Annotated in this window: 14 protein-coding genes; 3 read left to right on the top strand and 11 right to left on the bottom strand. The window is 71.1% G+C overall.

Annotated features, from left to right (window positions below):
- Positions 1-68: 68 nt before the first annotated feature.
- From IEZ01_RS03525 to IEZ01_RS03510, 4 genes are all read right to left on the bottom strand, one after another.
- Entirely contained in the window at positions 69-692 is a 624-nt protein-coding gene (locus tag IEZ01_RS03525; RefSeq protein ID WP_019891427.1) for a GTP-binding protein, read from the bottom strand.
- A 273-nt stretch (positions 693-965) separates the two neighbouring features.
- On the bottom strand, positions 966-1,991 hold the full coding sequence (locus IEZ01_RS03520; protein WP_189199750.1) for an NAD(P)/FAD-dependent oxidoreductase: 1,026 nt from the start codon (positions 1,989-1,991) through the stop codon (positions 966-968).
- A complete protein-coding gene (locus IEZ01_RS03515; protein ID WP_052185851.1) occupies positions 1,988-2,554 on the bottom strand; it encodes an isoprenylcysteine carboxyl methyltransferase family protein in 567 nt (188 codons plus the stop codon). The genes IEZ01_RS03520 and IEZ01_RS03515 overlap by 4 nt, the downstream gene beginning before the upstream one ends.
- A 54-nt stretch (positions 2,555-2,608) precedes the next feature.
- The gene (locus IEZ01_RS03510; RefSeq protein WP_189199748.1) at positions 2,609-3,667 is read right to left on the bottom strand and encodes a type III polyketide synthase; all 1,059 of its coding nucleotides are present in this window, start codon (positions 3,665-3,667) and stop codon (positions 2,609-2,611) included.
- A gap of 188 nt (positions 3,668-3,855) precedes the next feature.
- On the opposite strand from IEZ01_RS03510, the gene IEZ01_RS03505 reads away from it, so the two are divergent.
- Positions 3,856-4,677 (top strand): UbiA family prenyltransferase, encoded by an 822-nt coding sequence (locus tag IEZ01_RS03505; protein WP_267907249.1) that lies wholly within the window; start codon positions 3,856-3,858, stop codon positions 4,675-4,677.
- Positions 4,678-4,692: 15 nt separating this feature from the next.
- On the opposite strand, the gene IEZ01_RS03500 is transcribed toward IEZ01_RS03505, so the two are convergent.
- Positions 4,693-5,739: a polyprenyl synthetase family protein gene (locus IEZ01_RS03500; protein WP_229832637.1), complete on the bottom strand. Its 1,047-nt coding sequence runs from the start codon at positions 5,737-5,739 to the stop codon at positions 4,693-4,695.
- 100 nt (positions 5,740-5,839) lie between these two features.
- Here IEZ01_RS03500 and IEZ01_RS03495 point away from each other — a divergent pair, with 100 nt between their 5' ends.
- A complete protein-coding gene (locus IEZ01_RS03495) occupies positions 5,840-6,370 on the top strand; it encodes an SMI1/KNR4 family protein (protein WP_189199746.1) in 531 nt (176 codons plus the stop codon).
- A 60-nt stretch (positions 6,371-6,430) separates the two neighbouring features.
- On the opposite strand, the gene IEZ01_RS03490 is transcribed toward IEZ01_RS03495, so the two are convergent.
- The 5 genes from IEZ01_RS03490 to IEZ01_RS03470 form a co-directional block, all read right to left on the bottom strand.
- A complete protein-coding gene (locus IEZ01_RS03490) occupies positions 6,431-7,513 on the bottom strand; it encodes an NAD(P)/FAD-dependent oxidoreductase (RefSeq protein WP_189199744.1) in 1,083 nt (360 codons plus the stop codon).
- Entirely contained in the window at positions 7,510-8,832 is a 1,323-nt protein-coding gene (locus IEZ01_RS03485; protein ID WP_229832636.1) for a radical SAM/SPASM domain-containing protein, read from the bottom strand. The genes IEZ01_RS03490 and IEZ01_RS03485 overlap by 4 nt, the downstream gene beginning before the upstream one ends.
- The gene (locus IEZ01_RS03480; protein ID WP_189199740.1) at positions 8,825-9,625 is read right to left on the bottom strand and encodes a hypothetical protein; all 801 of its coding nucleotides are present in this window, start codon (positions 9,623-9,625) and stop codon (positions 8,825-8,827) included. Before IEZ01_RS03480 ends, IEZ01_RS03485 begins: the two co-directional genes overlap by 8 nt.
- 55 nt (positions 9,626-9,680) lie before the next feature.
- Positions 9,681-11,294, bottom strand: a complete 1,614-nt coding sequence (locus IEZ01_RS03475; protein WP_189199738.1) for a hypothetical protein — start codon at positions 11,292-11,294, stop codon at positions 9,681-9,683.
- A gap of 121 nt (positions 11,295-11,415) precedes the next feature.
- Positions 11,416-12,048 (bottom strand): hypothetical protein, encoded by a 633-nt coding sequence (locus IEZ01_RS03470; RefSeq protein WP_019891415.1) that lies wholly within the window; start codon positions 12,046-12,048, stop codon positions 11,416-11,418.
- 171 nt (positions 12,049-12,219) lie between these two features.
- On the opposite strand from IEZ01_RS03470, the gene IEZ01_RS03465 reads away from it, so the two are divergent.
- Positions 12,220-12,948 carry a VOC family protein gene (locus IEZ01_RS03465; RefSeq protein WP_019891414.1) on the top strand — a complete coding sequence of 243 codons (729 nt, stop codon included), beginning with the start codon at positions 12,220-12,222 and terminating at the stop codon, positions 12,946-12,948.
- A 44-nt stretch (positions 12,949-12,992) separates the two neighbouring features.
- Here IEZ01_RS03465 and IEZ01_RS03460 read toward each other — a convergent pair whose 3' ends face one another.
- Complete coding sequence (locus tag IEZ01_RS03460) at positions 12,993-13,403, bottom strand: DUF742 domain-containing protein (protein WP_019891413.1); 411 nt, start codon at positions 13,401-13,403, stop codon at positions 12,993-12,995.
- Positions 13,404-13,411 lie beyond the last annotated feature (8 nt).

Genomic DNA, 13,411 nt, shown 5'->3' with positions numbered 1-13,411 from the left:
CCCTCTGCGGTCGGTGCGCCAGGAGGGACATATGGCAGAAATGGCCCTGGGAATGCCCCGCGCCCGCGTCAGCCGACGGAGTCGAGGAGGCGGGCGGTGTGCATCCGGCCCGCGTATTCGACGAGCCGGATGAGGACTTCCTTGCCCGAGTCCCGGTCGCGGGCGTCGCACAGCACGACGGGCGTGCCGCGGTCGAGGTCGAGGGCGCGCGACACCTCGTGCGCGCCGTACGCACGCGCGCCCGCGAAGCAGTTGACGGCGACGACGAACGGGATGCGGCGGTGCTCGAAGTAGTCGACCGCCGGGAAGCAGCCCTCCAGGCGCCGGGTGTCGGCGAGGACGACGGCTCCCAGGGAGCCTTGGGACAGCTCGTCCCACAGGAACCAGAAGCGGTCCTGGCCCGGGGTGCCGAAGAGGTAGAGGGAGAGGCCGGAGCGGATGGTGATGCGGCCGAAGTCCATGGCCACGGTGGTGGTGGTCTTCCGGTCGACTCCCCCGGTGTCGTCGACGGTCTGCCCGGCCTCACTGAGCAGTTCTTCGGTACGCAGGGGCCGGATTTCGCTGACCGCGCCGACCAGGGTCGTCTTGCCGACGCCGAAACCGCCGGCTACCAGGATCTTCAGGGCGAGGGCGACGGTGTCGTCGTCGCCGAGGCGGTCCGCGTCGACGGTGTCGGAGCGCTCGGGGGCCATCGTTCACTTCTCTCGTCAGGGCCAGCGGGAAGAGAAACCCCAGTTCAGAGGTGGTGTGGGGGGATGGTTCGGTCAGCGGTCGACCGTCGGCTGCACATGTGTTCTCAAGCCGGGGCAGCAGTATGGCAATCGAGGCCCTCAACGGGTGGGACGGACCGCTCTTTACGGAATGTGACCGATTTCAACTCACTGCTGACCGACTGAGGTCGAGATCCGTCGCTCCACGGTCGGCGGGCGACAGCTCACGTACGAGCGCCTCGCTGAGGTGGGTGTTCAGGCGAGGAGGTTCACGCCCCGGGTGAACACCCGGGGCAGCCGCGCCGCGAGCGGGACGATTCTCGGGGCGAGGACGGGTTGGTGGCGGGCCCAGAGCAGGGAGCCGGTCAGCAGCCGGTAGCTGCGCGAGATCCGCCGCCACGCCCGCTCGTACTCGTCGGGGCGGCCGGCCCGTACGCAGCGTACGAGTTCACCGGCCCCGGACAGGGCGAGGGTGAGGCCCTCGCCGGTCAGCGCGTCCACGTACCCCGCCGCGTCCCCGACGAACAGCACACGTCCGGCGACCCGCACGCGCGCGTGCTGGCGCAGTGGCCCGGCGCCGCGTACGGGCGTGCAGGCCGCCCCGGACAGCCGCTCCCTCAGCAGCGGGAAGCGGGCGAGCTGGGCGTCGAAGGGAACCTGTTCGGCGGTGAGTACGGCGACGCCGAGCCTGTCGGGGGCGATCGGGGTGACGTAGGCCTCGGAGCCGGCCGACCAGTGCACCTCCACCAGTTCGGCGGCCGGGGCGACGGCGTAGTGGCGGCGCAGCCCGTAGCGGGACGGCCGGCCCTTCCTGGGCGTACTGTGCAGGCCGAGGAAGCGCCGCAGCGGCGAGTGGAGTCCGTCGGCCGCGACCAGATAGCGGGCGGTCATTCCGCCGGCCACCACGCGCGTGGTGGTCTGCCGCAGTTCTTCGATACGGCGGGGCAGGAACTGTACGCCCAGTTCGGCGGCGCGTGCGGCGAGGGCCGCGTGCAGGGTCGTACGACGGGTGCCAAGGCCGTGGCCCGCGCGGAAGAAGGCGTCGGCGCCGGCCCCCGTGACAGCGTCCAGGTAGCGGATGCCATGGAACGGCTGGCCGCCCACGGAGACGCCCAGTTCACGCAGCCGGCGTACGGCCGCCGGCATCAGCCCTTCGCCACAGGCCTTGTCGACGGGGGTGGGGCGGGGTTCGGCGACCACCACCTCAAGTCCGGCGAGGGCGCCGTGGATGGCGGTGGCGAGTCCGGCGGGTCCGCCGCCCGCGATCAGCAGGTCGATCATCTCGCCGGGCCCGTCGCCATGGCGGTGGGCGCACCCTGGCCGTCCTTGGTGTCGCCCGTGGCGGCGCCCAGGGCGGCTTCCTCGCACCGGATGCGTACGGCCAGCAGCAGGGCGTTGAGCGCGGTGAAGCAGAGGGCCGTGATCCAGGCGGTGTGGACGAGGGGCAGGGCGATGCCTTCGACCACGACCGCGACGTAGTTGGGGTGCCGCAGCACGCGGTAGGGGCCGGCGGTGGACAGCGGAAGGCCCGGGACCACGATCACGCGCGTGTTCCAGCGGGGTCCGAGGCTGATCACGCACCACCAGCGCAGGCCCTGCGCGGCGAGGGCCAGCACCAGTGCGGGCCAGCCGAGCAGAGGCAGGAACGGGCGGTCCGCCAGCCACGGTTCGGCGAGGCAGCCGATCAGCAGCGCGGTGTGCAGGACGACCATGGCGGGGTAGTGACCGCGGCCGTGTTCCCGCCCGCCGCGGGCGAGGCTCCAGGCGGTGTTGGTACGGGCGGTGCTCAGTTCGGCGAGCCGCTCGCACGCGACGAGGAGGACGAGCGCCGAGTACAGGGCCATCGTCAGGGGAAGGGCGTGGGTGAGGGTGGGCGTCATTGCGTGGGTCACCTGCTGTCACCAGCGAAGGAGGACGAGTTCGGAGGAGAAGCCGGGCCCGAAGGCGATCATCAGGCCTGCCGCTCCGGGCGGTTGGGGTGCGGCGGCCCGCACGTCGCGCAGAATGTGCAGGACGGAGGCGGAGGAGAGGTTGCCCGCCGTGGCCAGCGACCTGCGGCTCGCCGCGAACGCCGGCTCGGGCAGGCCAAGGGCGTCGGAGAGGACGTCGAGGATCTTCGGCCCGCCGGGGTGGCAGATCCAGGTGGCCACGTCGGACGGTTTCAGGTCGTGGGCGGCGAGGAACGACTCGATTTCTTCGGCGACATGGAGTCGGATCAGCTCGGGCACCTCCCGGCTCATCACCATGCGGAAACCCCACTCGCCGATGTCCCAGCCGAGCAGCCGTTCCGTGCCGGGGTAGAGCCTGCTGCGGGTGGCCACCACGGTGGGCCCGGGGGCGCCGTGCAGGGGATGGTCGCGGCCCACCGCCACCAAGGCGGCGGCGCCGTCCCCGAACAGGGCTCCGGCGACCAGGTTCGCCATCGAGGTGTCCGTGCGCTGCAGGGTGAGGGAGCAGAGTTCGGTGGAGAGCAGCAGCGCGGCGTGGCCGGGACGGCCCGCCAGGTAGTCGTGGAGGCGTGCCACCCCGGCGGCTCCGGCGGCGCAGCCGAGGCCGAAGAGCGGGACGCGCCGCACGTCGGGGCGGAGTCCGGCGGTGGCGGCCAGGCGGGCTTCGAGGGAGGGGGTGGCGACGCCCGTCACCGTCGTCGACATGACGAGGTCGATGTCGTCGGCGCGGAGCCCCGATTCGGCGACGGCGAGGCCGACCGCCCGGACGCCGAGGGCGAAGGCCGTCTCGATGAAGATGCCGTTGGCGTGGGTGAACCCGCCGGCTGCGGCGTAGTGGTCCAGCGGCATGGCCAGATGGCGTGTGTCGACCTGTACGGACGCGTGGACGCGGCGCAGCAGGGCGCGGTCGGATCCGGGTGGCAGGCAGCGGGCGATGGCCTCCGTGATCTCCCGCTGCGGGTGGCGGTGGGGTGGGAACACCGCGCTCACTGCCAGCACACGTGTCATTGCCCCAACATAGAAAGGTTTTGACACAAGCTCATGAAATCGGACATAACCGGCGCGCCGTGGCCTAGCGTGACAGGGTGCCGAGCAGAACTGCCGAAAGACGACCACGGAAGCCCGGGCCCCCCGGAGGGGGGCGACGGCGGCCGTCCACGGTCACGCCGACCCGTACGCCGCGACCGGCCGTCGGCCTGCTGAAGGCCTGCCATCCGCTGCCGGCAGCCGCGGTCACCGCGGTCACCGCCGCTCTCGTGGTGGCCATGGGGCACGGCGCCGTTTCGGGAACGCTCGTGGTCCTGGCCGTCGCCGCCGGGCAGTTGTCGGTCGGCTGGTGCAACGACCGCGTCGACCTGGCGCGCGACCTGTCCGTCGCCCGCCGGGACAAACCGCTGGTGACGGGCGAGGTCTCGCCCGGGGCGGTGGCCGCGGCCGCGGCCACCGCTCTCGCCCTGTGCCTTCCGCTGTCCTGGGCGTGCGGGTGGCTCGCGGGCTGCGTCCACCTGGGCGGTGTGGCAGCGGCGTGGTTGTACAACCTCTGGTTGAAGCGCACGCGCGCCTCCTGGCTGCCGTACGCGGTCGCCTTCGGTCTGCTGCCCGCGTTCGTCTCCCTGAGCCTGCCGGGGGCGCCGTGGCCGCCGCTGTGGCTGACGGTGGCCGCCGCGCTCCTCGGCGCGGGCGCCCATGTCGCCAACGTACTGCCCGACATCGACGCCGATGTGGCGACCGGTGTGCTGGGCCTGCCGCAGCGGCTGGGCGCACGGCGCTCCGGGCGGCTGGCCGCCCTGCTGGTTCTCGCCTCGTCCGTCGTCCTGGCCGTGGGCCCGCCGGGACCCATGGCGCCGTACGGGTGGCTGGTGACGGCGGCCACGGGCACCCTGGCGCTGGCGGCGTGCGCCCCGGCCGGCCTGATGCGGCCTCAGGTGCCGTTCCGTGCCGTCCTGCTGATCGCCGGGGTCGATGTCGGACACCTGCTCGTGCGCAGTGGGGAGCTGGCCCCGGGAGCGGGACTGTAGCGCCGTCGGGGCGGGCTAGGAGGCCGCTTCGGCGGGGGCGAGATCGGCCTGGAGCAGCATCCGGGCCGACTGGTCCACGAGCCCGCGCAGGAGGGGCGTGTGGAGTTCGTCGCCGTCCAGCTCGTCCAGAAGGCGGTGGGCCTGGATCCGGAAGGCATCGAGGTCGTCGTGGTAGCGACGCAGGGCATCCGGCGCCAGCAGCAGGTGCGTGAGCTCCGACCGCGCCCGCTCGGAATTTTGCGAGGCGGCGTGAAGGGTCAGGATGCGGTCCCGGGATTCGGGGGAAGCGTCCTCGATGGCACAGGCGAGCAGATAGGTGACCGTTCCGTTCTGCAGGTCCTCGTTACGCCCCGAGAGAATGTCTTCCTGGTCGTTGAACAGCTGCCAGATAATGCCGAAGACGTAGCCGAACTCCCGCCAGAGATCGATGCGCTCGCCGGAGGTCTTGGCCCATATCGCGGCCATTGCGGTGATCATCCCGAAGGGGCCGCCGGATTTGCCTCGGTATATGGATATGACCGAGTCCCGGGTGGCGCTTCGGACGTCTCCGCCCATGTCGACCAGCTGGCCCTCGGTGCCGGCGATCCAGCCGTCCATCAGCTCGGCGGTCAGTGCGCCGCGCACCTCGTGGGGCAGCGGCTGCGCCTGGATGACCCGCATGGGCAGCGCGTTTCCGGTGATGACGGCCGCGAGCACCGATTCGTCGAAACCGAGATCACCGGCGGGGAGGGCGCTCTGCGAGTCGGCGAGGTCGTCGAGATAGCACGCCGAGGTCCACCACAGGACGTGCACGGCGGAAAGGGGAAGGGCGGGCCGGAATGCGCCCGTCTCGACGGCGTGGACCAGCAGAGGCAGCACCGACAGAGGATGCCTCAGCTGCTGATGTCGCATGAGTGCGGCGACGGCGTTTCTCACGTTCGGGGACGAGCCGAGGCCTTCGAGAGCTGCTTCCATTTCCGCGTCGATCTCACGGGAGATTCTCTGGTGCAGATCGACGTACGACATCGAATTCACTTTGCCACTTCCTTTGTGGGAAATTTTTTCCGGCGTCGATTCGATCACCAGTATCGGAGGTGAGCTAGAGCGATTTTCCGCCGCGGCCGGTTTCCGCCCCCTGCTCACGCCCCGGGGCGATGTCAGTGGGGGCCGCTAGCCTGCGGGCATGATCGAAACGATGAGCGAAGACCGCGTGTTTCCGCCCGCCCTGGCCGAGGTGGCCCGAGTGGAGTTCGAGTACGGCGAGGCGGGCGAGGGCGTCGACTTCGAGCCGTACGCCGCCTTCGACTCCGCGGAGGAGACGACCGACTGGCTGTGCCACTGGACCGGCAACCACGAGCTCAGCGGCGACGCGTTCCGCGTCTTCGGCCAGGACGGCAGCGGCGGCCTCGCCGCCGTCTGGTGCGTCAGGCCCGGACGGCCCCTCACCGAGCAGCCGGTGGTGTTCATGGGCTCGGAGGGCGAACGCGGCGTGGTGGCCGGCGACCTTTCCGGGTTCCTTTGGGTGCTGGCCGACGGCTTCGGCCCGATGGAGGCAGCCCTCTATCCGGAGCGGACCGCCCGCCCGAACGCGGACCTGGCGGAGCTCGCCGCCCGCCACGCGACGACGCCGCGCCGACCGGCCCGGGAGATCATCGCCGAGGCCCAGGCTGAATTCGCCACGTTCGACGAGGACATGGACGCGCTCTGCCGCTGAGCGGCGGCACGTATCCGGTCAGCGGGACACCCACACCGCAGACGGCGCAGGCGCCCCGCGTCACGTTCGCGGCAGCACGCTGTCCGGCGAGGAGGGTACGAGGGAACGCGGGGTCCAGAACCGCCCTTCCCGCACCCGGTGCTGACGCCGGTAGTGCTCGGCACCCAGCCCGTCATGATGTCCGGCGAGGCGCCGCAGGTGCGCGTGGTAGAAGGCGGCGACCGTGGCGGCGGTGGCAGGCCGACGCAGGATGCTGTGAGCGGCCACACTGCCTTGCATGGCCGTGGTCATCGCGGTCTGAACGCCTTGGGCGGACAGCGGATCCAGGGTCAGCGCCGCCTCGCCGATCTTGATCCAGTCGGGACCGACGGTGTGCTCGGCGATCGAGCTCGTCGCGTCGCAGGCGAACGTTTCGGTGATCTGGGTGCCCAGACCGGAGCCCGCCAGGTCCCAGGCGGACAGCAGCGAGCGGTAGAGCCGCTGCCGTCCGTCCGTGTCCAGGGCAATGCACCGGGCGCGTTCGACGAAGACCATCGCGTTGACCGTGGCGTCCGGGAGCAGCGCGGCGCAGAGCCACTCGTCGTGCCCCGCCGCGACCCGGACCTCGGGGCCGTCCCACTCGCCGGGGCTCCAGTACCCGTAGAGGGCGGTGGTCCGGGCGCCCCCACGGTACCGGCGCTGGCGCAGCAGACCTCTCCGGCCGCCGGCGTCGACGAGGAACCGGCAATCCAGGTCGAACCGTTGCCCGGACTGCCGCACCTCGACGCGCCAGCCGTCCTCGTGCCGGCGCGGGTGGCGGGCGAGGGCGGGCTGGGACACCCGCACCCCGGCCCTCCGTGCCTCTTCCAGGAGAAACGCGTCGAAGACGGCGCGGTCGGCGACGAACGTCGGAGAGCGGTGCTCGTCGCCCGCCCACCGCGCGAGCAGCTCCGCGGGGCGCAGACCGGCGGGGGCGGCATGGCCCAGCGCGCCCAAGACCTGCGCGATTCCCGGTGCGAGGCATTCGCCGAGCCGGCGGCGGGGGAACACCGCGCGTTCCACGAGGTGGACGGAGTGCCCGAGCAGGGCGAGCCGGCGGGCCGCGGTTGTGCCCGCGGGGCCGCCGCCGATCACGCAGACGTCCGCCCCGACGGTCGTCGTCACCGGCCGCGGGCCATCATGTCGAGGTACTCGGGCCGCTTCTCCCTCAGCCGCGCGTACATGCACAGGCAGTGGTGAAGCCAACCCCGGATGTAGTCACAGGCCGGGCGGCCCCGCCCGATCACCTCGTGGTGGCATCCCCCGCCGCACAGGTACCGCGCCCAGCAGCCGGAGCACGGCTGCTGGCGATGCACGTGCCGGTCGTCCAGCCATTTCAGCTGCCGTGCCGGATCCACCCCGGTGAGGACGTCGCCCATCTTGCGCTCGTCGTCTCCGACGAAGCGGTGGCAGGCGAACAGTTCACCGTCCGCGGACGCGCCCATATAGCCCGCTCCAGCACCACACGGGTACGGGCGGTGGGTACCCCGGTGGATCTCCCGCAACGCGTTGACGGCGTTGAGGAACGGGTACGGCACGCCGCTGCCGACCCGCTCCTCGAAACGCTCGGCACAGGCCGTCATCTGTTCCAGCATGGCGGTCAGGTCGGTGCCGGCCATCTCGTCGGCGCCGGTGGGCGAGCTGAGCATCGGCGAGAACCCGACGCTGTCGAACCCCAGGGAGATGAATTCGTCCAGCGTCTCGGGGAGACACAGGTTCCGCGGTGTCACCGTGACACGGGCCGAGAGATTCATGGTCCGCCGCCGTTCGCTCAGCAGCGGCTCCAGGCGCCTGAGCACCCGGTCGTAGGTGGGACGTCCGTTCCTCGCCGGGCGCAGGCGGTCGTGGACGGCGCCCACGCCGTCAAGACTGACGGTGACGGCGAAACCGTGCCGCGCGAAGAATTCGGCGTCGTCGGGTGTGACCAGGGTGCCGTTCGTGGTGATCGAGTATCCGACACGGACTCCGCGCTCGACGGCGCGCGCGGCCGCGTGCTCGGTGGCGGACCGCAGGACACGGCGATTGGCGAGCGGCTCGCCACCGAGGAACGCGATGGTGACCTGCTCGCCCGCGGCCGCGTCGTCCACCAGGCGCTCGACCGCCGCATGGGCGACCTGTTCGGACATGAGCTTGGCGGCGCCGCCGAAGTCGCCCTGTTCCGCGTAGCAGTAGGTGCAGCTCAGGTTGCAGGTCTGCGCGATGGCGAGGGAGATGGAGCGCAGGGGTACCTCGCCGGGGGCCTCGTCAAGCCCTACGGACACGTCCAGGCCGAACCGGGCGAGCAGGGCGCTCGCGGCGGTCTCGTCGCGTGCCGCGGCCGCGTCCTCGAACAACTCCCGGACCTCCGGCGGGATCGCGTAGACGAGCGACCCCTCGGAGACGAGGATGTGCGGGCCGGTACCTCCGTCGAACAGGTGATAGCCGCGGACCCGAGGCTCAGTCACCGTCGCGGTCATGGTCGTCCCTTCCCTTGAGAACGAAGCTCAGCTTGTCCTCCCAGCCGGCGATGATGTCCGCGTGCTGGAGGAGGTCCGCCTGGCGAAGCGTGTAGAACTTGGGGGTGGCGGGTGTCCGGTCGCGCTGCAGCCAGTTGTGGCCACGGCTGCCGTCGGCCTCGTCGAACTCCACGTTGACGTAGTCGGGGCGGCTGGCGGCCCAGTAGTAGCAGCCGCAGCCGATGAAGTCGTTCTGCCAGGGGGAACAGAGGCTCTGCGTCAGCTCACCGGGCTGGGCGAGTTCGCGGCTGAGCACCGCGGTGCGGGCGTCCTCCCCGCCCTCGGGCCCAGGCTCGAAGATCTGCCGGACTCTCAGCGAGACGTCCTGCTGGTCGTCGTCCCCCTTGGTGAAGGTGCACCGGACTTCCTGCCCCGCCTTATGCACGATATCGGCAAGGGCGTTCGACCATTCCAGGGACCAGTTCCCCAGACTCTCGCTGGCCCCTCCGGGTTCCCGCGGGCCGGTGACCTCGATCCAGACCGGATGCCCGTCGACGGTGAGCAGGATCTCGCCGACCAGCGCCTGCACCTCCGGGGGCGCATCGTCGTCGACGGCCAGGACCAGGGCGACCGCCTCGTGCAGCTCGATTCCGGCGAAGACACGACGCCACAGATTGCGCAGGTCCAGTTCGAGGCCGGGGTAGAAGTTGCCGACGGAGGACGCCGGGGTGGTACCGGGAGGGTTGCCACGCGCCCGGTAGGCGAGCTGGGCGGTCAGGTTCCGGGGCGCGATCGGTTCCACGGGTACTCCTGGCATCTGCGATGACGGCGTGGGTCGAGGGCATGGGTGGAGGCAGTCACTCGTCCCCGTCCGGGGGCATCGCTGCGATCCAGGCCTCGACGATCTCGAGGCCGGTCTTGTCGGTGTCGGGCACGGTGCGGCTGAACGGTCCGTGCATGGGGTGGTCCTCGCGGCGCAGCAGGCGTACGAACGCCGAGGCATCCGCATCGCCCGGGGTCACCAGCCGCTGCCCGGCCTCCCCTTCCGCGAGCGGTCCCTGCGCGTTCCCCGTACGGAGGTGTTCCAACAGCTCCAGGGGATGGACGAAGAGGTCCGACAGCGGACCCGACGTCGTGGGAATGTGCTCATGGAGGGGAGCCATCGCGCGGAAGAACTCCACCAGGCGGAGCATCATGCGCTCGGGCTCGGTCGTGGCCTGCGTCTCCACGGCGGCACGACGCAGGAGCTCGATCTGCCGGCGGGTGAGCGCCAGCTCCAGGGTGTCGCTGCCGCGCATGAGCGCCGGCAGCTTCTGGCGTGCCATGGTCGAGAAATCACCGGCTTCGTCGTAGGAACGGATCAGATCACGCGGGATGGGCAGTACGCCCTTCTGCCAGCTCGTCATGAGCTGCTCATGAATCGCCAGGGCCTGGTGGTAGGGGGCCTCGCCCTGGCCGAAGACGGGTTCGAAGGCGCGCTCGTACTCGGCTGTCTCATGCCGCGCCTGGTTGGTGGCGTTCGTCGTGACGCCGCCGATCCCCTGGTCCGCGTTCATGGCCATGGTGTTCATCAGGCGCACCGTCTCCAGGGCGCGGCGCAGGGTGTCCTCCACCTCGTCCCGGTCCAGCGCACCGGCGACGGTGGGTCCGAGCAGCGCCTGGACGAGATCGTCCTGCAGCGTACGGACATGGAAACTGTCCGGCGCGAAGTCGGGCACTCCGGAGCAGATCCGGGCCGCTGCGCCGAGCACCTGACCGCCGACTGGGAGCTCGACGCTCACGATTCCGTCGCAGGCGTCGTCGACGTACCCCTTGGAGATGTAGCGCTGCCCCTGCTGGTCGAGGGTGCCCTCGTACGTCTGGGCCGGGAAGGTCACCAGTGGCGCGGCCGGGTCGCCGTCGAAGTGGTCGTCCCAGCCCCCGGCCGCCGGGTCGTACACGTCGTCGCTGATTTGCGGGTCCCCGGCTCGGACTCCGAACACCGCGCCGCGGGCGGGCACGAAGCGCATCCGGATCTCGGGGAACTCTGCCGTCGGTCTGATGAAGCGGACCGTGCCGAGGGAGACCGACTTGCCTGCCTTGAAATTGGCGGCGCGACCGGTGAGCGGGTGCTCGGCGTGGTCGCTGAACGGCCCGGTGTCGGCGTGGATGCCGTCCTCGGTGTCGCCGGTACGCCGCGCCGCCTTGAGGTTGGCCACCACGACCCGCCAGCGCAGGTCGGTGGGGGTCACGCCGACGGCTTCGAGGCCTGCGGTGGTGAGGGGTTCCAGGTCGCCGTCGTCGAACCGGGCCCACACCTCCAGGAAGGGCGCCACGGGACGGATCCGCCCGGTGGCGTCCCTGAACCGGACCTCCGTCGGCTGCGTCTCCTGCGAGATCGCTCCGCTGACGGGATCGACCTGCAAGGTCGGCGCGGGCTGCAACTCACGGTATCCGGTCGGTTCGCCGATGACGACGTGGTAGTTGTCCATCGGCTCGTCGGACGAACCGAAGCGACCGATGGCCAGTGGCGGAAGGATCCGCAGTTCGGTGAGGGCCGTGGTTCAAGGCTTCCCGGAGCGCGCCCGGTCCCTCGTCAGCCAATCGCGTGGTTCAGTCCGCGTGCTTGTCGTGGGACAGGCTCGCCCGTACCAGCGCGGCCGCGAAGCGGGCCAGGTCTTCCGGCGGGACCAGGTGGGACAGGCCGCGGGCGGTGTGCGGGAGGCCGAGGTCGGCGGCGGCCGTGCGGGAGCGCTCGTCGAAGAAGGGGCGGAGGTCGTGCCAGACGGCCTGGGCCTCACGGCAGAAGATGCCGGCGCCCACCGGGCCGATTCTGGGGACCTCCTGGAGCAGCTCGATCAGTCGGTCCTGATCGCCGCCCGCCTCCTCGCGCAGGTTCCGCAGATCGCCGTCGAACCGGTCGAGGACGAGCTTCGCCCCCTCCCCCAGGGCCGTCGAGGTGGACTCGTCGTAGCGGACGTAGTGGGCGCGGCCCAGCAGGTCCACACGCTGCTGCCAGGTGGACTCGGCCATCGCCGTGGGGGTGCGGAGCCCCGCGGTGAACAGCTCCCGGGCGGCGTCGATGGCCGTGTTGGCGCGGATCCGGATCGAGCAGAGGACCGTCATGACGAGGAGCTGGTACAGCGGCGAAGGGGCGTCACGCAGGGTGATACCCGCTTCCTCCGCGTAGGTGCGCCCGTGCTCACGCAGCAGCCGGGCGGCCTTCTCGGCGCTCGTACTGGTCATGGCCTGCCTCCCTCTCGCACGGTCTCACACGTGTGCCGCCTGCGCCTCTGCGTCTACCGGTGGCGCGAGAGGTACGGTGGAGGAGTCTTGTCACGCGTGTGCTGCGAATGGGTGGCAGTGGTGTCGACGTCAAGTCATGCGGTCTTCGGAGCTCCCTGCTGGGTCAGTCTTATGGCCCGTGATCTGCGCGCCGCGGAGGACTTCTACGGCGCCGTTTTCGGATGGGACTTCCGGCCCACCCGCCTGGGCGAGGAATTCTCCGTCGCCTTCCACGACGGCGCCCCGGTGGCCGGTATCGGCGCGCTCGCCGGCAGCCTGAACATCGCGGTCGCCTGGACCCCCTACTTCGCCGTCGAGGACGCCGACGCCACCTCCGCCCGTATCCGGGAGCGCAGTGCGACGCTCGCGGTGGGTCCGCTCACCTTCGGTACCGGCCGGGCCGCGCTCGCCGCCGACCGGGACGGAGCGATCTTCGGGATCTGGCAGGGCGAGGCCATCCCCGACTGGTGTGTCGGCCGGGACAAGGCCCCCGCGTGGCTGGAGCTGCGCACGCGCAACGCCTTCGACGCGGCGATCTTCTACGGCGAGGTCCTGGACTGGGCCTGTGGTCGGCCCGGCAGCTGCGAGGTTGCGTACGAGGAAGAGCATGTGGTGCTGCGCCATGGTGACATCGCCATCGCGCGCATCACCGGCGGCGCCCTGGAGTCCGCGCCCGACCCGCAGGTCAGGCCGCGCTGGCATGTGCACTTCTACGTTCCGGACATCGAGTTCGCGCTGGAGACGGCCACCGATCTCGGCGGCATGCTCGTGGCGCCGGTCGAGGCCACGGAGGACCACAGCTGGGCCTCGCTGCGCGATCCCGACGGTGGTCTTTTCACGATCACCACCCGCGTCCCCTGACCGTCCCCGTCCCCTGACCGTCCTCTCTGATGGCCTGGGCTGCTTCAGAGCGCTCTGAGCCCTTCGATCACCTCCCGCAGGATCCCCTCGTCGGGGAGCTGCGCGGGCGGTACGGGCCTGCTGACCTTGACATAGCCGGCTTCGAGCAGGTCACCGAGGAGAACCCGGACGACGCCCACCGGCAGGTCGGCGTCCGCGGCGAGTTCCGCCACGGACTGGGTCTCGGCGCGGCACAGGGTCAGCAGGGCGCGGTGCTCCGGACCGAGGAGGGATTCCTCCGCCCGGTCGGGTGGGTGGTCGTCGACCACGACCAGAGCGATGAGGTCGAACCGTACGTTGCTGGGCCCCGGTTTCGTACGGCCGCCGGTCATGGCGTACGGGCGGACGAGGGGTCCTGCCTCGGCGTCGTACCAGTGGCCGCCCGGTGGCCGGTCGGCGTCGCTGTCCTCGGTCATGGGTGTCT

The organism is Streptomyces purpureus (assembly GCF_014648195.1).
GTDB classification, from domain to species: Bacteria; Actinomycetota; Actinomycetes; order Streptomycetales; family Streptomycetaceae; genus Streptomyces; species Streptomyces purpureus.
This window is presented reverse-complemented; position numbering and strand designations above follow the sequence as displayed.